Source organism: Allotabrizicola aquatica (SeqCode) (genome assembly GCF_965194375.1).
Taxonomy (GTDB): domain Bacteria; phylum Pseudomonadota; class Alphaproteobacteria; order Rhodobacterales; family Rhodobacteraceae; genus Tabrizicola_A; species Tabrizicola_A aquatica.
The window spans coordinates 1-18,019 of the sequence record NZ_CBDAEL010000003.1; the positions used below are offsets into that span (position 1 = coordinate 1).

Annotated in this window: 17 protein-coding genes; 4 read left to right on the forward strand and 13 right to left on the reverse strand. The window is 62.2% G+C overall.

What is annotated here, in order from left to right; genetic code table 11:
• The coding region (locus AC72UB_RS05285) for an IS3 family transposase (RefSeq protein WP_505188854.1) at window positions 1–467 on the forward strand (467 nt) is incomplete at its 5' end.
• A gap of 81 nt (window positions 468–548) precedes the next feature.
• Window positions 549–755, forward strand: a complete 207-nt coding sequence (locus AC72UB_RS05290) for a DDE-type integrase/transposase/recombinase (protein WP_505188855.1) — start codon at window positions 549–551, stop codon at window positions 753–755.
• Window positions 756–1,105: 350 nt separating this feature from the next.
• Here the strand turns inward: AC72UB_RS05290 and AC72UB_RS05295 are convergent, their stop codons facing one another.
• Window positions 1,106–1,813, reverse strand: a complete 708-nt coding sequence (locus AC72UB_RS05295; protein WP_505188856.1) for a CHAP domain-containing protein — start codon at window positions 1,811–1,813, stop codon at window positions 1,106–1,108.
• Window positions 1,814–2,001: 188 nt separating this feature from the next.
• Here AC72UB_RS05295 and AC72UB_RS05300 point away from each other — a divergent pair, with 188 nt between their 5' ends.
• The gene (locus AC72UB_RS05300) at window positions 2,002–2,355 is read left to right on the forward strand and encodes a RidA family protein (RefSeq protein WP_463289361.1); all 354 of its coding nucleotides are present in this window, start codon (window positions 2,002–2,004) and stop codon (window positions 2,353–2,355) included.
• A 168-nt stretch (window positions 2,356–2,523) separates the two neighbouring features.
• On the opposite strand, the gene pgi is transcribed toward AC72UB_RS05300, so the two are convergent.
• The 11 genes from pgi to AC72UB_RS05355 form a co-directional block, all read right to left on the reverse strand.
• A complete protein-coding gene (pgi, locus tag AC72UB_RS05305) occupies window positions 2,524–4,131 on the reverse strand; it encodes a glucose-6-phosphate isomerase (protein ID WP_505188857.1) in 1,608 nt (535 codons plus the stop codon).
• 3 nt (window positions 4,132–4,134) lie between these two features.
• Window positions 4,135–4,806, reverse strand: coding sequence for a 6-phosphogluconolactonase (gene pgl / locus AC72UB_RS05310; protein ID WP_505188858.1), 672 nt, complete (start codon window positions 4,804–4,806; stop codon window positions 4,135–4,137).
• A complete protein-coding gene (zwf, locus tag AC72UB_RS05315) occupies window positions 4,803–6,260 on the reverse strand; it encodes a glucose-6-phosphate dehydrogenase (protein ID WP_505188859.1) in 1,458 nt (485 codons plus the stop codon). Before zwf ends, pgl begins: the two co-directional genes overlap by 4 nt.
• A 194-nt stretch (window positions 6,261–6,454) precedes the next feature.
• Window positions 6,455–7,039 carry an HNH endonuclease gene (locus AC72UB_RS05320; protein ID WP_463289357.1) on the reverse strand — a complete coding sequence of 195 codons (585 nt, stop codon included), beginning with the start codon at window positions 7,037–7,039 and terminating at the stop codon, window positions 6,455–6,457.
• A gap of 156 nt (window positions 7,040–7,195) precedes the next feature.
• Complete coding sequence (locus AC72UB_RS05325) at window positions 7,196–7,984, reverse strand: FAD binding domain-containing protein (protein ID WP_505188860.1); 789 nt, start codon at window positions 7,982–7,984, stop codon at window positions 7,196–7,198.
• 16 nt (window positions 7,985–8,000) lie between these two features.
• Window positions 8,001–10,376: a xanthine dehydrogenase family protein molybdopterin-binding subunit gene (locus tag AC72UB_RS05330; protein WP_505188861.1), complete on the reverse strand. Its 2,376-nt coding sequence runs from the start codon at window positions 10,374–10,376 to the stop codon at window positions 8,001–8,003.
• Window positions 10,377–10,387: 11 nt separating this feature from the next.
• Window positions 10,388–10,864, reverse strand: coding sequence for a (2Fe-2S)-binding protein (locus tag AC72UB_RS05335; protein WP_505188862.1), 477 nt, complete (start codon window positions 10,862–10,864; stop codon window positions 10,388–10,390).
• 59 nt (window positions 10,865–10,923) lie between these two features.
• A complete protein-coding gene (locus tag AC72UB_RS05340) occupies window positions 10,924–11,454 on the reverse strand; it encodes an SRPBCC family protein (RefSeq protein WP_505188863.1) in 531 nt (176 codons plus the stop codon).
• A gap of 51 nt (window positions 11,455–11,505) precedes the next feature.
• Window positions 11,506–13,713 carry a hybrid sensor histidine kinase/response regulator gene (locus AC72UB_RS05345; protein WP_505188864.1) on the reverse strand — a complete coding sequence of 736 codons (2,208 nt, stop codon included), beginning with the start codon at window positions 13,711–13,713 and terminating at the stop codon, window positions 11,506–11,508.
• Window positions 13,710–14,852, reverse strand: a complete 1,143-nt coding sequence (locus AC72UB_RS05350; RefSeq protein WP_505189130.1) for an FIST N-terminal domain-containing protein — start codon at window positions 14,850–14,852, stop codon at window positions 13,710–13,712. The genes AC72UB_RS05345 and AC72UB_RS05350 overlap by 4 nt, the downstream gene beginning before the upstream one ends.
• A 99-nt stretch (window positions 14,853–14,951) precedes the next feature.
• Complete coding sequence (locus tag AC72UB_RS05355) at window positions 14,952–15,632, reverse strand: response regulator transcription factor (RefSeq protein WP_505188865.1); 681 nt, start codon at window positions 15,630–15,632, stop codon at window positions 14,952–14,954.
• A gap of 135 nt (window positions 15,633–15,767) precedes the next feature.
• On the opposite strand from AC72UB_RS05355, the gene AC72UB_RS05360 reads away from it, so the two are divergent.
• Window positions 15,768–16,259: a transglycosylase SLT domain-containing protein gene (locus tag AC72UB_RS05360; RefSeq protein WP_505188866.1), complete on the forward strand. Its 492-nt coding sequence runs from the start codon at window positions 15,768–15,770 to the stop codon at window positions 16,257–16,259.
• Window positions 16,260–16,366: 107 nt separating this feature from the next.
• Here the strand turns inward: AC72UB_RS05360 and AC72UB_RS05365 are convergent, their stop codons facing one another.
• Window positions 16,367–17,899: a trimethylamine methyltransferase family protein gene (locus AC72UB_RS05365; protein WP_463289348.1), complete on the reverse strand. Its 1,533-nt coding sequence runs from the start codon at window positions 17,897–17,899 to the stop codon at window positions 16,367–16,369.
• Between the last annotated feature and the right edge of the window lie 120 nt (window positions 17,900–18,019).

The window sequence follows — 18,019 nt, forward strand, 5'->3', positions numbered from 1 at the left end:
CGATGCGCCGTGGCTTCCTCTATCTGGTCGCCATCATGGACTGGTATACCCGCAAGGTGCTGGCCTGGCGGATATCCAACACGCTGGAAGCCGACTTCTGCGTGGAGGCTTTGAACGAGGCGATCCATAAGTTCGGCCCGCCCGAGATCATGAACACGGATCAGGGCAGCCAGTTCACGTCCTTCGTCTGGACTGACAGGCTGAAACGGGTTGGCACCCGGATCTCTATGGACGGCAAAGGGCGCTGCATCGACAACATCTTCATCGAGCGCCTGTGGCGGTCCCTGAAGTATGAATGCGTCTATCTGCACGCCTGGGAAACCGGATCGCAGGCACGGGTCGGCATCGGGCGCTGGATCACCTTCTACAACCACCAACGCCCTCACACTGCCCATGGCGGCCAACCGCCCGCCGTGGTCTACTTTAACCGCATTGAAACCGATCAGCAGGTGCAGGCAGTAGCTTAAACAACCCGGAAAGCTGTCCAAGAGTTGGGGAGTAGCTCAATCCCGCTGAATGCCAACAAGACCTACCCCTATCTGCTGGGCGTGCTGCGGATCGACCGCCCTAATCAGGTCTGGTGCGCTGACGTCACATATTGGCTGATGCACAAAGACTTCATATTTCTGGTGGCCATCATGTACTGGTTCAGTCGCAAAGTGCTCTGCTGCCGCATCTCAAAAACGTTGGAGGCGGACTTCTGCCTCTACGCGCTGAACAAGGCCATCCCAAAGTTCTACCGGCCCAAATCATGAACATCGACGAGAGCAGCCAGTTCACATCCTTCGACTGGACTGACAGGTTGAAGCGGCACAAGACAATGATATCGATGGGCAGCAAAACCCGATACTTGGACATCACCTTCATGGAGCGGCTCTGGCGGTAGTGGAAGCATGAATGCCTCTATCTGCACGCATAGAAAAACGGATCATGGGCGAAAGCCGGCGTGGGGCGTTAGATTACCTGCTGCAACCACTAGCGGCCTCACGCCGCCCATGTCGGTCAACCGCCTGACGTAGTCTAATGCGACGCAAACCATAACCATCAGCGGTGCACGACCTAGCTTAACTCAATCGGAAAACTCTCCAAGACACTGAGGAGGGGCTTAGTTATAAATAAACCCATTCACTGGGTTCACACGGCCAAGCGTGCCGCCCACGCTGGCCACCTTGACGCGGCTCCAGTCGCCCTTGTCCGAGACATCAACCACCAGCGTATCAAGCGTGATCTGGTTGCGTTCCCAATTGGCCTGATCGACCAGAATCTCCCGGTCTGAAAGCACCTTGGAGACCACCGCCACATGGCCCTTGGGCATGGCGCGGCTGGCAGCAAAGGACATCACGGCGCCCACTGCGGGCTCTTGGCCGCGGGCATAGCGGCCCTTGGCTTGCTGCCACCAGGTTTTGGCATTGCCGCGAATATCAAGCCCGGTCACCGCCCGAGCGAAGGGCACACACCAGATGCGCCCCTTGGGTTTGTTGGCCACCGCCTCGGCGACTGCCGCCTTCACCTCGGCCCGCGCCGCGTCGCTGGTGGAGCTCGACTGGGCATGGCCCGATGCCTTGGCGCGCTGCCGGTCGGCACGCCGCGCCTCACGCTCTGCGTCCCGTTCGGCTTTGGCCGCCGCGCGACGCTCGGCCCGCGCTTGCTGCGCGGCCGGATCTTGGGAGAAAATACCGACAAAAAGCCCGCCGGTCTTAAGCGGCACCGCCACGGTTTCTGCCGCACCCGTCACCACTGCACCCTCTTCGGCCCCGGCGGCCAAGGCCGGGATCAACGCCAAACTGGCGGTCAGCACAAGGATACGGGGCATTCGGAACATCAGCAAACCTGCAGTTGTTAAAACATCGCAGCGTCTTGCCATGCCACGGCCCTTCGGAAAACCCCTTCGCCACGCCATCGGCAAGACCCCGCCCATTCAGCAAATGGCTTTCCTTTTTCCACCCGTCGGGCTAGCAAGCGCCATTCCTTTTCCCGCCCAGATGAACGGAGCACTACCTCATGTCGAACGAGATCAAGCGGATTGGCGTTGGCGCCCGCATGTCCGAAGCTGTTTGCTACAATGGCATTGTCTGGCTGGCCGGTCAGATCGGCAACCCCGGTGACAGCGTCGAGGCCCAGACCCGCACCTGTCTGGCCGAGGTTGACCGCATCCTCGCCGAAGCTGGCACCGATAAGACCCGCATTCTCTCGGTTCAGATCTGGCTGGCCGATATCTCGACCTTTGACGATATGAACAAGGTCTGGGACACTTGGGTGCCCGCCGGGCACACGCCCTCCCGCGCAACCGGTGAGGCCAAGCTTGCCACCCCGGATTACAAGGTTGAGATCATCGTGACGGCCGCGCTGAAGTAAGCTGTTCTCGAAGATGAATCGAAAAGTAAGGGGGGCTTTCTGCCCCCCTCGCCCGTACCAGCCCACGCCATTGGTTTCTCGGACCAATGCCGAAACCAACGGCATACCCCCCGAGGATATTTGCGCCGCATTGAAGACAACAGTGCTCGGAAAACCGTTCTGCTGGCATTAGGGCTTCAAGAACGCCACCAGCGCCGCCGTTGAGCCGTCCTTGCCCTCAGTGCCCGTCTTACCCTCCAGCACCGGTTGCAGCGCCAGCGCGAGTTCCTTGCCCAATTCCACTCCCCATTGGTCATAGGAATTGATGCCCAGAATCACGCCTTCGACAAAGACCCGATGCTCATAAAGCGCGAGGATCTGGCCCAGCGTGAAAGGCGTGAGCTTAGGATAGGCCAGCGTCGTGGAGGGTCGGTTGCCCGGAAACACCCGGTGGCGCGCCTGACGTTCCAACTCTGGCCCGCTGAGGCCCTTCTTCGCCATGATCGCCCGCGCCTCGTCCAAGGAGCGGCCCCGCATCAAGGCTTCGGACTGCGCCAGACAATTGGCGACCAGCAAGAGGTGCTGATGCGTAAGGTCTCGTTCATGCCCTTCGCGCGCCACCAGAAACTCGCACGGCACCACGCGGGTTCCCTGATGGATCAACTGGTAGAACGCATGCTGGCCATTGGTGCCCGGCTCGCCCCAGACCACGGGGCCCGATTGCACCGTCAGGTCTGAGCCATCGACCGCCACGCGCTTGCCGTTGCTCTCCATTTCCAGCTGCTGCAAATAAGCCGGCAGCCGCGACAGCCGCTGATCATAGGGCAGCAACGCGCGGCTGGCATGGCCTGCAATCTGCGCGTGCCAAATGCCGACCAAGGCCAGCATGATCGGCATATTCGCCAGCGGCGGCGCGCTTTGGAAATGGTCGTCCATCGCCCGTGCCCCGGCCAGAAACTGGTCAAACTGCTTGGCTCCGATGGCGATCATCAGGGCGAGGCCAATTGGCCCCCAAAGCGAATAGCGCCCGCCAACCCAATCCTCTAAGCCAAAAACACGGCCCGGATCAATGCCATAGGCGGCGGTCTTGTCAGCGGCGGTGGAGACAGCGGCGAATTGGCGGTTGGGCTGTGCCACCTGTCCCGCCATCCAGGCCTTGGCCGTGTCAGCATTGGTCATGGTTTCAATGGTGGTAAAGGTCTTGGAGGCGACGATCACCAGCGTCGTCTCGGGGTTCAGACCTTTCAGCGTATCCGCGATATGCGCGCCATCGACGTTCGACACAAAATGCACGCGCGGTCCGTCGTGATAGGGTGCCAGCGCCAGCACCGCCATGGCCGGACCGAGGTCCGATCCGCCGATGCCAATATTCACCACATCGGTGATCCGCCCGCCCTGCCCGCGCATACGGCCCTGCCGCACATCTTCGGCAAAGGCCGCCATCCGTGCCCGTGTCGCCCGCACGCCCGGCATCACATCGGCCCCGTCCACCGCGATAACCGCCTCGTCACCCGCCCGCAGCGCCACATGCAGCACCGCCCGGCCCTCGGTGTCGTTAATCTTTTCCCCGGCAAACATCGCCGTACGGCGCGCGGCCACGCCTGATCCTTGCGCCAAATCCAGCAAAAGCGCGCGCGCCCGCGCATCGATGCCGGTTTTCGAATAGTCGAAGAGCATGTCACCTTCGCGCACCGAGAACGAAGCAGCCCGGGTGGGATCGGCGGCGAAAAGATCCAGAATTTTGCCCTTAGCCGTCGCGGCGTGATGGTCTTTCAAGGCTTGCCATTTGTCGGCCATGGCTTACTCCGCCCAATGTACGGTTGCGTCGTCCAGAACGGCGCGGATCGGCGCCAGTTCCGGGGGTAGATCGCGCGCACGCTCAATCGCCGCGCGCTTTTCGGCCCCTGTGATGAGAATATGGATGGCCTCAGCCGCTTGCAGCACAGGTGCTGTCAGCGTCACGCGCGGCTCGCCCGCCGCCTCAGCGCGCAGGGCCATCAAGGGCGGCGCATCGGCGGCCAGCGCCTGTGTCAAGAAGTCCGCACCGGGAAAGAGGCTTGCCGTGTGCATGTCCGCACCCATGCCCAAAAGCAGCACCGAAACAGGCAGATGCGGCGCGAGGCCTTCGGCCAGCGCTGCAAGCTGGTCCTCAGGCTGGGCGGCTGGGGCATAAAGCGGCACGAGCTTGGCCTTGGCCGCCGGGCCACACAAAAGCCGCGCGCGCAAAAGCCCTGTGTTAGAGCGCGGGCTGTCTTCGTCCACCCAGCGCTCATCATTCAAGAACACCGCCACCTTGGACCAATCAAGCGGCATCTGGGACAGGATGTCGAACACCGGCCCCGGCGTCGTACCACCCGGCACCGAGAGCGAGGCATGGCCCCGCTCGGCAATCGCCGCGACCAGCCCCTCGGCCAACAGCTTGGCGAGCCCGTGATACAGCTGGTCCCGATCGGGATAGGCGATCAGCCTCATTCCCGAATGTCCCGCCAGCGCCGCCCATCGCGGTGCATCAGCATCAGCGCATCTTCTGGCCCCGAGGACCCTGCATCATAGGGCTGCGGCTTGTCGCCCCGCGCTTCCCAGCCCTGAATGATCGGGTCTGCCCAGGCCCAAGCTGCCTCGACCTCGTCGCCGCGCATAAAGAGGGTCTGGTTGCCCCGGATCACATCCATGATCAGCCGCTCATAGGCGTCGGGCACCTCATTCAGATCGGCCCCGACCGTCTCGGCAAAGCTCATGTCCAAGGGCACCTGCATCAGGCGCATGCCGCCCGGACCGGGTTCCTTGATCATCACCATCAGGTTCATGCCCTCATTGGGCTGCAACCGGATCACCAGCACATTTTCGCGCCAGCCGCGTTCGTCGTCAAAAATAGAATGCGGCGGCTCGCGGAAGGTGATCGCAATCTCGGACGAGCGCGCCCGCAGCTTTTTGCCAGTGCGCAGATAAAAAGGTGTCCCCTTCCAGCGCCAGTTTGAGATATTGGCCTTCAGCGCAATATAGCTTTCGGTGCGGCTGTCGGGGTTTTCGGCATGGTCGCGGTAGCCGTCGTTGCCCGCCGTCGTCGGCCGATACTGGCCGCGGACGATGTCTTCGGGCTTCACCGGATCCAGCGCGCGGATGACCTTCAGCTTTTCATCGCGCACGGCGTCCGGGTCAAAGTGATAGGGCGGCTCCATCGCGATCAGGCACAACAACTGCATCAGGTGGTTTTGCACCATATCGCGCATGGCACCCGACGTGTCGTAATAGGCTCCGCGCCCGGCCACATCCACCGTCTCAGCCACGGTGATTTGCACATGGTCGATGTATTCGGCCTTCCACAACGGCTCGAACAGGATATTGGCAAAGCGCACCGCCATCAGGTTCTGGACGGTTTCCTTGCCCAGATAATGGTCGATCCGGTAGATCTGCTGTTCCGAGAAATGCCGCGCCAGAACCGCGTTCAACGCCCGCGCCGTGGCCAGATCGCGGCCAAAGGGCTTTTCCACCACGATACGCGACTGTCCATCGGCAATGCCATGGGCATGCAGCCGCTCGGCCAGATCACCAAAGAGCGTGGGCGAGACTGAGAAGTAAAAGGCCTGCACCACACCGCCGCGCATCCGCGCCTTGAGTTCAGGCCAGCCTGCATCACCCTTGGCGTCAATCGCCACATAGCCCACATGGGAGAGAAAGGCAGCAAGGCTCGCCTCGTCGCGACGGCTCGGTGGCACAAATTCTTCCACCGCCTCGCGCACAAAGGCGCGAAAGCCCTCATCGGTTAGCTCGGCCCGCGCCGCACCGATAATGCGGCCCGCGTCGGTCATCTGGCCGCCTTGAAAGCGGCGATACAGACCCGGCAAGATTTTGCGGCGGGCCAGATCCCCGGTTCCGCCGAAAATCACCAGATCAAAAGGGTCAACGGGTATGACACGAGGGGCCATGGCGACATCCTGCCGGAGTTGCTTCGGTTATGTTAGCGCTAACGGGCGCTTCATACCCCCGTAGATCGGCAAAGTCTAGCACTGCTTTGCAAAGGCTTAAACCTCTTGTCGCGCCCCAAACGCAAGCCCCGGACACTTGGCGCACAAGCCCATTCACAGCGGTCGCGCGGTGAGGCTCCAACATGGGCCGTCCGTTACGCGTCGAGTTCCGCGTCCCAATACAGATAATCCATCCAGCTTTTGTGCAGATGGTTGGGCGGAAAGCGACGACCATGCGCCAGCATCTCGGCGGCTGTCGGCTGACGCGGCACCCGGTTCAATGACAGACCCGATTGGCGCAAGGTCTTGGACCCTTTGCGCAGATTGCACGGGCTGCAGGCGGCCACCACGTTTTCCCAACTGGTGATCCCCCCGCGCGAGCGTGGCACCACATGGTCAAAGGTCAGATCGCCCTTGCTGGCGCAATACTGACAGCAAAACTCGTCCCGTAGAAAAAGATTAAAGCGCGTGAAGGCCACGCGCTTTTGAGGTTTCACATAGTCTTTCAGGACGACGACCGAGGGTATGCGGAACTCTTGCCTTTGGCTGCGCACCACATGGTCATATTCGGCCACGATCTGCACCCGGTCGAGCACCGCCGCCTTGATCGCCTCTTGCCAGGGCCACAGCGACAAGGGGTAGTAACTCAGCGGTCTATAATCGGCATTCAGGACCAGCGCCGGAAAATGCTTCAGCGAAGCGGGATCGCGTACAAACTGTGTCCTGAAGTCGCCGTCCATAGTCCGAGGTATCCCCGTCAATTGACTGTCGTATCACTATATCTTGGGTTCGTTTCAAGGCAAGCCCCCGATATGCGGCAGATTAGCCCCCAAATATCACGCAAAAATGACAAAGGCCCCGGTCTCCCGGGGCCTTGGGTTGTTCTGCCCTTGCGATCAGTGCGCGGCGGTCACGGCACGCCCGGTCAGCACGCGTACCAGATTGGCGCGATAAGCCGCCGTTCCGTGCAGATCCGAGATCATGTCGTTGTCATCCACCGCCAGACCCTTGACCGCATCAGCGGTAAAGGATTTCGACAAGGCCGCCTCGCCTTCGGCCCAGCGGAACACGCCATTGTTCGACGCACCCGTCACGGCGACCCGCACGCCCGTCTTGAACTTGGCCACAAACACCCCGGTCAGGGCAAAGCGGCTGGCAGGCTGATTGAACTTCACATAGGCCGCCTTCTCCGGGATCGGGAAGGTGACGCCCGTGACGAACTCGCCTTCTTCAAGGGCGGTCGTGAACATGCCCTGAAAGTAGTCGTCCGCCGCGATCTTGCGCTTGTTGGTCACCACCGTGGCCCCACCGCCCAAAACCGCTGAAGGATAGCAGGCCGAGGGGTCATTGTTGGCAATCGACCCACCGATCGTGCCGCGAGAGCGCACCGCCGGATCGCCGATGCCGCCCGCAAGGGCCGCGAGCGCCGGGTAATGCTTGGCCGCCTCACGTGCCACCACGGCATGGGCCGTGGCCCCGCCGATGTGCAAGCCACCATCGCCCATGCAAACGCCCTGCAACTCGGCAATCCCGGTCAGGCTGACCAGAACCGACGGCGCCGCAAGCCGCTGCTTCATCGTCGGCATCAGCGTCTGACCGCCCGACAGGGGCTGCGCCCCGTCTTGGCCCAGAAGTTTCGCCGCCTCGGCAATCGAGGAGGGTTTCACGAAGTCAAAGTTGTGCATCTTTTGTCCCTCCCTGTTAGCCGTTCATCGCCTGCCACACCCGACCGGGCGAGACGGGCATATCGATATGGGCCACCTTATGGCCGCCCGAGTTCAACGCATCCAACACCGCGTTGATCACCGCCGGGGGTGAGCCGATGGCACCCGCCTCGCCGCAGCCCTTCACACCCAAGGGGTTGTGGGTGCAGGCCGTCTGGCACGAGTAGTCCACGTTGTAGAACGGCACATCATCGGCGCGCGGCATGGCGTAATCCATGTACGAACCCGTCAGAAGCTGGCCGTTCTCATCATAGGTCGTGTTTTCCAACAGCGCCTGACCGATGCCTTGACCCACACCGCCATGCACCTGACCTTCCACGATCATCGGGTTCATGATGTTGCCAAAATCGTCGGCGCAATGGAACGCCAAGACGTCCACTTTGCCGGTGCCCTCATCCACCTCGACCTCGCAGATATAGGCGCCTGCGGGATAGGTGAAGTTGGCCGGGTCGTAGAAGGCAGTTTCCTCCAGCCCCGGTTCCAGCGTTTCAAGTGGATAGTTGTGCGGGACATAGGCCGAGAAGGCGATCTCGCCAAAGGTCTTGGCCTTGTCGGTGCCCGCCACGCTGAACTTGCCATCCTCAAAGGTGATATCCCCTTCAGAGGCTTCCAGCATATGCGCGGCAATCTTCTTGCCCTTGGCGATGATCTTGTCCACCGCCTTGGTCATTGCCACACCGCAAACCGCCAAGGAGCGCGAGCCATAAGAGCCCATCCCGAACGGAATCTTCGAGGTGTCACCATGGACAATCTCGACCGAGGCCTCGGGAATGCCAAGCTTGTCCGCCACGATCTGCGCGAACACCGTCTCATGGCCCTGCCCGTGGCTGTGCGCGCCGACCATCACGCTGATATTGCCGGTCGCATTCACCCGCACTGTGGCCGCGTCATACAGACCAACCCGCGCGCCAAGGATGCCGACAAGGTGGCTCGGCGCAATGCCGCAGGCCTCGATCCAAGTCGACAGCCCCATGCCGCGCAGCTTGCCGCGCGCAGCACTTTCGGCGCGACGCTTGGCAAAGCCCGCCACGTCGGCCATCTGCATCGCACGATCCAAGGTCGCGTGATAGTTGCCGGTGTCATAAACCAGCGCCACTGGCGTGGTGTAGGGGAACATGTCGGTGGTGATAAAGTTCTTCCGACGCACTTCGAACGGATCAAGACCCAACTCGCGGCACATCTTGTCGATCACGCGTTCCAGCGAATAGGTCGCCTCCGGCCGCCCTGCCCCACGATAGGCGTCGACCGGAGCCGTGTTGGTGAACACGGTTTTCACGTTCACATAGACATGCGGCACCTTGTAGGGGCCGGCCATCAGCGTGCCGTGCAAGAAGGTCGGCGTCACGGTCGCGAAGTTCGACAGATAGGCACCGACGTTGGCCATGGTCTCGGTCCGGAAGGCAAGGAAATTGCCCTCTTTGTCGCAGGCCAACTCGATCTTCGTCACATGATCGCGGCCATGAGCATCGGACAGGAAGCTTTCCGAGCGTTCCGCCGTCCAGCGCACCGGACGACCCAATTTCTTGGATGCAGCCAGCACCAAGGCCTCTTCGCCATAGTGATAGATTTTTGAGCCAAAGCCGCCGCCCACATCAGGCGCGACAACGGTCAGCTTGTTTTCCGGAATCCCCAGAACAAAGGCCGCCACCAAAAGCCGCGTCAGGTGTGGGTTCTGGCTGGTGGTGGTCAGCTTGTAATCGCCCGTGCCGGGGAAATACTCGCCGATCGAGGCGCGCGGTTCCATCGCGTTCGGTACCAGACGGTTGTTGACCAATTCCAGCGTCGTGACATGGGGTGCGGCCTTGAAAGCGGCGTCCACGGCGGCGCGGTTGTCTTCGATCCAGCCCCAGTCATAGCACTGGTTGTCCGGAATCTCGTCATGCACGCGGTTCGACGAATCCGCCAAAGCCTTGGCCATGTCGATGATCGCGGGCAGCTCCTCGATCACGGTATCATCAGCCAGTTGCTGGGCTGCGTCTTTCGCCTGTTGATAGGTCTCGGCGACCACAGCGGCATAGGCATCGCCCACATGGCGCACTTTGCCATGGGCCAGCACCGGGCGCTTCGGCTCGCGCATCGGTTCGCCATTGCGCGACTTGATAAGCCAACCCGCCGGGTTGCCGCCCACGTCCTTGAAATCCTCGCCAGTAAAGACGGCCAGAACGCCCGGCATCGCCTCGGCCGCCTTGGCGTTGATCGACTTGATCCGGCCATGCGCCACGGTCGAGCGGACAAAGACCGCATAGGTCTGCCCGTGCAGCGCCATGTCGTCGGTGTAAACCCCGCGACCGGTCAGAAAGCGGATATCCTCGCGGCGCTTTGACGATGCGCCAATTCCATGATCCTTCGGCATCTGATCCCCCCTCATTCCGCCGCGACCGTCTGCCCCGAGGCAGACAGCACAGCTTTGACGATGTTGTGATAACCCGTGCAGCGGCAGATATTGCCCTCAAGGTAATGGCGCACCTCGGCCTCGGTCGGCTTGGGGTTTTCCGCCAAAAGGGCTGCCGAAGACATCACCATGCCCGGCGTGCAGAAACCGCACTGCAGACCGTGATGATCTTGGAACGCCTGCTGCAGCACACCCAAAGACCCGTCCGGGTTGGCCATGCCTTCAATGGTCTTGACCTGCGCACCGGCCACGTCCTGCGCAAAGACGGTGCAGGATTTCACTGGCTTGCCATCGACATGCACCACACAGGCGCCGCACTGGCTGGTGTCGCAGCCGACATGGGTGCCGGTTAGACCCAGCCCCTCACGCAAAAAGGCCGACAACAGCGTGCGGCCTTCAACCTCGCCCGCAACGGCTTTGCCGTTCACGGTCATGCTGACTTTCGTCATGGATTTCCTCCCTTGGACAGTCCTGGGTACGTCTTTTCAGTCTTTGTTACGTCTTGAGCTCAGGCGCCGATCATGCGCTTGAACCAGCCCTTCTTCGGGGCTTCTTCGCTGCCTTCGGCAATGGCCTCGGCCTCATCAGACCCCTCCTCCGGGGCCTCCAACGCGTCTTGAAAGCGGGTGAAGAACTCATCCGCCATCTTCTTGGCAAAGCCGTCGATCAAGCGGCTGCCCAATTGGGCAATCTTGCCACCGACCGAGGCATCAACCGTGTAGGACAATTCGGTCCCCTCAGGCACCGCGACCATCGTCACTTTGGCCCCGCCCTTGGCATGGCCCGCCGCCCCGCCCTTGCCTTCGCCCGAAATTGTCACGGCGCGGCCCGGATCGATATCCGACAGCTTAACCACCCCTGTAAAGGTGGCGCTGACCGGGCCGACCTTTTGCTTCACCGTGGCCTCAAATCCCTCTTCGACCGAGCCAGTCATGCTTTGGCAGCCCGGCACGCATTGCATCAAAACTTCAGGATTCAAGATCGCGGCCCAAACGGTTTCTGGGCTGGCCTTGATGGTTTTCACATCGGACAGTTGCATCACGAAAACTCCTCACTCGGCCGACAGCCTAAGGGGACCCGCCACGCGGCGCTATGGTTCCTTGGTCGTAGTCGCGGCCAGAAAGGCGTAAATCGCCTCGGGCTGTACCGGCTTAATCAACAGCCCCAACCCCGCTGCGGTTGCGGCCTCACGCAGACCCTCGCCCCGATCAGCCGAGAGCAGGCGCGCCGGCAAGTCGGGGGCACGGGCGCGCAGGGCGACCAGCGTTTCAAGCCCGCTCATCCCCGTTCCCAATTGCTGATCGGCAATCAGCGCATCGGGCAGGATGCCCAGATCTTCGATCAACGCCAAAGCCTCTTCGCCGCTGGACGCTTCGATCACCGCGACGCCCCATTTTTCCAAGAAAAGGACCATAGCGCGGCGCAGTTCCGCGTCATTTTCCACCAACAGCACAATCCGCCCTTCCACCGACCGGCCCGGCAGCGCGGCAAAGGCGGGACGCTCCTCGGGCACCATGCCATCGGCCAAGGGCACCTGCAGCATAAACACCGTGCCGCGACCTTGCCGTGACGACAGGCCCAAAGGGTGGCCCAGCAAAGCTGCCGCGCGGTCCACAATGGCCAAGCCCAGCCCCAACCCTTCCGAGGCGCTGGCCCGCCCGGCGATGCGATGGAACTCTTTGAAGATGTTTTCTTGCTCGGCCTCGGCAATCCCCGGGCCGGTGTCCCAGACCTCCAGCCGCAGCATCCCCCCGCGCACCCGCGCGGCCACCAGAACCCGCCCGGTTTCGGTGTAGCGGATCGCATTGCCGATCAGATTTTGCAGAATGCGCCGCAGATATCCGGGGTCGGACAGCACCACCGCCTCACAGGGGCGCACCGTCAATCTCAGCCCCTTGGCCGCCGCCAAAGGCTGAAACTCATCGGCCAATTGCACCAAAAGCCGCCCCATCCGGATCGGCGCCACGGTTACCGCTGCCTTGCCGCTTTCCAGCCGCGAGATATCCAAAAGGGCCGCCAGAATGCCCTCAACCGAGACCAGCGCATTTTGCGCCTTGCCCACCGCCTCGACCACCGGCGCGGGCAGATCGGTTTCGGGCACGGATGACAAAAACAGCTTGGCCGCCGAGAGGGGCTGCAACAGATCATGGCTCGCCGCCGCCACAAAGCGCGAGCGTGAGGCATTGGCCCGTTCAGCCTGCGCCAGCGCGTCCTCAAGATCGAGCGTGCGTTCGACCACGCGGGCCTCAAGTGTTTCCTTGGCGCGCGCCATATCCTCGACCGCCCGGCGCTCGGCGGTGACATCGGTAAAGCTGAACAAGAACCCCTTGTCCGGCATTTCCTGCGCAAAGACATCCAGGATCAGCCCCGGATCGCGGCGCAGCTCGAACGTCACCGGCGGTCGCCCGCCCCGGCCATCCACCCAAGCGCCCAGCCGATCCGCCGTCATCCCCTCACCAAAGCGGAACTGCCGCGCGAGCCCATCAAAGAGCGCGCCAAACTCAGCCCCCACCCGCATCCGCACCATCGGCAGCGCAAGCAAAACCCCAAGCCGCGCATTCCATCCGACCAACCGCTGCCCGGCGTCAAAAATCGCCACCCCTTGGTTGATATGGTCCAAAGTGGCGCGCACCAGCCGTTCCTGATCGTCCAACAGGCGGCCCAACTCTTGCCGCTCAAACCGGATGAGGTCGGTCACATCGGTCTGCAAAACCACGGTGCCGCCGTCATTGGTGCGATGCTCGGACACCTGCACCCAATGGTCCCAGCGCATGCGGACATTGAAGATCACATGCTGATCCATATGCCGCCGCCGCCGCTGCACGACCCAGCTTTCCGCCGTCTCGCCCTCGGGCAGTTCCAGATCCTGCGACTGGCTGACCAGATCGACATAGGCGGCAAAGGTCAGCCCCGGCTGCAAGGCTGGGCGCACATCGGTCAAATGCACGCAAAACCGGCTGTTGCACATGACCAAGACATCATCGGGGCCAAAAAGCGCGAACCCCTCCTGCACCGTCTCAATCGCATCGGCGAGGTTTTGGCGCGCGCGTTCGGTCTCGCGATTGGCATCCTCCAGCGCGGCATTGGAGGCGTTCAGCAAATCCAGCGCGCGTTCCAATTCGCGCGTGCGCTCGCGCACCTGATCTTCCAGCATGGCCGCGCGCTGAAACTGGGCATAGGCCGCGCCGCCATCATCGGCAATCTGCTCCACCCGGCGCATTAAGACCTTGGAGATCGCCAACAGCTTTTCAATTTGGCGGGCCGGTGGATCGGCGGGGTTTACAAGCGTGTCGGTCACAAGCCGCCCCCGTCAACTGCGTCCGGCGGATAAAGCGCCACGCCGGTCATGGTTTGGTTGACATGCATCGAATTGACCTGCTCGCCATAGGTGGAAAACCCCACCACGCCATGGGCGCTCAACACCGCCGAAATCTCGCCGGTCATCTGCTTTTCCAAGGCTTCCATACGCCGCAAAATGCAGTCGCAAGCCAAAATCGCCGGGGCCGCCCCCTGCCCCCGCAAATCGGCCAAGGCCCGCGACAGATGGGCAGCCATGTCCTGCGGTTCGGCCAAGGTCAGCACAACCCCCTCATCTATGGCTGAGAAAAAGATCAGATCGCCGTTGGCATCCACCTGTTGGATGGCGCGCACGTGATGCGCGCCGCCAATGCGCACGACAACCGGATGGGCGGCAAAGGTGAACGTCGTCAGTTGCGCCGGGTCCTTGCCCAGAATGCGCGCATATTCCCGCGCGGCAGGTTCGGCGTTGATCCCGCGCACAATGCGGCGCGCAGGGTCGGCTTCGGTCACCACCATGCGTGCCTCGGTCGGGCGCAGATGGTCTAGGCTGAACACCTTCACCCGCGCCGCCGTCCGCACCAGCGTGACGACAGCGGCATTTTGCAAGAACCGCCCCTCATGCAGCACAAAGGTCGCGCCAAACCGCGTGCCATCCCCTGCCGAGCCGCCAAACAAGGGCACCGGCCCCAAACCCCGCGCCAAGGTCGAGGCCAGCTCATCCTCGCGCACCGAGAGCCCGTCCACCATGAGAAAGGCAAACTCGCCCTCCCATGCGGGCCGTGCCCGCGCCATGGCTTGGCGGTCGCGGATCAACTGGCCAATCAGCGCCTGCGCCTCAATCCGCCCCAGATCGGCGATCAAGAGGGTCGAGACCATGAACAAGCCCTGCGGCAAGCCCACGGCGACAATCTCGCCCTCGGCATAGCCTGCTCCGGTGATTTCCCCCGCCGTGGTGCAGCCAATCACCGGCACCGCGCCAAAGGCAGCCGTTACCTCGGTGGCCAAGGCCGCAAGATCGGTTTCGGGCGAGACAAACAGCAAGACCGCCGCAAAGGGCCCCGCCCCCAGCGCCTGTGCCAAAGCAGCCGCCCGCCCCGGCCCCCATGCGGGCACCGAAACGCGCGGCATCAGCGCCATGATCTGCCCGCAGTCCTCCACCAAAGACCCTCCCAAGCCTGCCGAAAGGTTGGGCGATCCACCGCCCCCGCGCAAGGGGTCTTGGACGCAGCGAAGGCCTTAGCCTTCCGGCACCATGGCCGAAAACCGCGCCTCTTTCGCCATCAAGACTGCCTGCGTTCGGCTCAGAACCCCAAGCTTGCGCATAATCGCCGTGACATGCGCCTTGACCGTGGTTTCCGCAATATTGAGCTCATAGGCGATTTGTTTGTTCAGCTTGCCCTCGCAGATCAGCTGCAAAATGCGCGCCTGCTGGCGGGTGAGAAGCCCCAATCGCGCAATCGCCTCTTCGCTGGCGCTGGTGCCGCCTTCGGCCTGCACCCCATCGGGCAGATAGGTCCGCCCCGCGCGCACCGCATCTAAAGCGGCGCGGTAGGTGTCGCGGTGGGCGTGCTTGGGCACAAACCCCGCCGCCCCCGCCCGCACTGCCGCCCGCATGATGCGCGGATCAGCCAAGGAGGACACCACCAACACCGGCACATCCGGCACCACCAGACGTAGCCGCACCAGCCCGTCCAGCCCATCGACATCCGGCAGGTTCAGATCCAACAGCACCAGATCGGGCCGTGGCCCCCGGTCGAGCCGCGCCGTCGCCTCCTCCAAAGACCCCGCCGTTTCCACCACGGGCAGCCCCGCCACCATCTTCAGCGTCATCGACAGAGCATCACAAAACAAAGGATGGTCATCGACAATCAGCGCCCGTTGCGGCGCAGGGCGCAAAGAAGGGTCGGTCTGGGTCATCGGCTTGCCTCGCAGTTCATGAGACCAAGCCTATCACCCGTTGCCCCGCTCTGGCCAGCACGGCCAAAGTCGCAACTCCGCCGATCCGACGCAGGCGAAGTGCCTGCCCCCTTTCCACCTGCGCTTTGGCCCGTTATGACCCTGCGACCCAACCTTCCCGAGGCCCCCATGCTGACCCGCCGCACTGCTCTTCTTCTGTCGCTCACCGCTTTGGCCGCCTGTGGCACCCGGCCTGAGCCTGAGGTGTCGCATGCCGCGCTGCATCCCGGCGAAACCCCAGAGTTGCGCGCGCTCATCCGCAAATGGGCCGCGACCTATGAGATTCCCGAAAGCCTGCTGCATCGCCAGATTCAGCGCGAAAGTGGCTATAACCCGGCTGCACGCAACGGGCCTTACTACGGTCTGATGCAAATCCTGCCGCAGACCGCCCATGGCATGGGCTATCGCGGCACGCCTGCCGGGCTGTTGGACCCCGACACCAATCTGGAGTTTGGCGCAAAATACCTGCGCGGCGCGTGGCTCGTGTCTGGCGGCAACGAGGATAAGGCGATGAAGTGGTACGCGAAAGGCTACTATTACGAGGCCAAGCGCCTCGGCCTCTTGCGCGAAACCGGGCTGATCAGCTGATCGACACACCGCCGCAGGATCCGCGGCGTGCGCGACCAAAGTTCCGCAAGTCCCTGATCTATGAAGAAAAACGGGATGCATCCAAAAATGGACGCATCCCTTTTCTCTCAATACCAAGCGTCCGCCATACCGGTCTTGCGGCCTTCGATAAAGTCACGCAGCCCCTCGCGGATGCCCTCATCCAAAGCCGGGGCCTGATATTCGGCCAGCCGCTTTTTCCAAAGCGCATTGGCCCGCGTCGCCGCATCAGTTGATCCGGCAGCTTCCCACTTTTCAAAAGGCTCGTTGTCCGACAACTCGCTGTCCCAAAACGCGGTCTCATAATGCGCCATGGTGTGCGAACAGCCAAAGAAATGGTTGCCCGGCCCCACTTCGGCAAAGGCATCGACGGCCAGCTGATCGTCGTCGATCTTGATCCCATCCAGATAGGAATGCAGCGCCCCACACAGATCAGCATCCAGCATGAACTTCTCGTAAGACATGCTCAAAAGCCCATCCAAGAAGCCCGCCGAATGCAGGATGAAATTCGCCCCGCAATGAATGGCGGACAGCATCGACATGGTGCCTTCCATCATCGCCTGGGCGTCGGGCAGCTTTGAGGTCGTGAAATTGCCCGAGCAGCGCAGCGGCAAGTTCAAGCGCCGCGCCAGCTGGCCAATCACCATCGAGCCAATCGCAGGCTCCGGCGTGCCGAAGGTCGGGCTGCCCGACCGCAAGGACATCGAGGACAGGAAGTTGCCAAAGATCACCGGCGCGCCCTTGCGCTCCAACTGGGTCAGCGCACAGCCCGCCATGGTTTCCGCCAAAGACTGCGCGATTGCGCCCGCATTGGTCACCGGCCCCATCGCCCCGCCCAAGATAAACGGCACGATCACCGCAGCCTGATTGGCCCGCGCATAGGCCCGCAGCGATTTGGTCATGGTGCCGTCCCACACAAGCGGTGAGTTAACGTTCACATTGCCAAGGATCACGCAGTTCTGGTCGACGAAATCGCGGCCAAAAAGGATACGGCACATCTCAATGCTGTCTTCTGACCGTTCTTCCGCGGTGACCGACCCCATGAAGGGCCGATCGGAATACTCGATATGGGCCATCACCATATCCAGATGCCGCTTGTTCACCGGAATATCGGTCGGCTCACAAATCGTGCCGCCTGAATGGTGGAAATTCGGAGAGGATTGCGCCAGCTTGATGAAATTCTGGAAATCGTCCAGCGTGCCAAAGCGCCGACCCCGGTCCAGATCCATCACGAAGGGGCTGCCATAGGCTGGCGAGAAGACCACGTTCTTGCCGCCAATCCGCACCGAATTGGCCGGGTTGCGGGCGTGTTGGGTAAACTCTGCCGGGGCCGAGCGCAGGATCTCGCGCAGCATGCCCGGCTCAAACTTGACCAAAAGCCCATCCACCTTGGCCCCGGCCTTGCGCCACATCTCCAGCACTTCGGGGTCATCGCGGAACTCGATGCCGGTCTCAGCCAAAATCCGGTCAGCCGCCGCTTCGACCCGGATCAAGTTCTCCTCAGACAGCACGTCATAGGTCGGGATATTGCGCTGGATATAGGGCCGCCCCACGCCGGCACCCTTTTGCGCGCGCTCTGCCTGCCGCGCCTGCCGCCCTGATCTTGCCCGCGTCTCGCTCATGCCCGTCTCCTTCTCGACACATGTGTCAAGTTTCAACAAAGCCGCCCCCGCTGCTTGGCTTTTCCCGACAGATCAAATGTCGCAAACGCACGAAGTTTTGCGCCTTTCCAAATACTCACC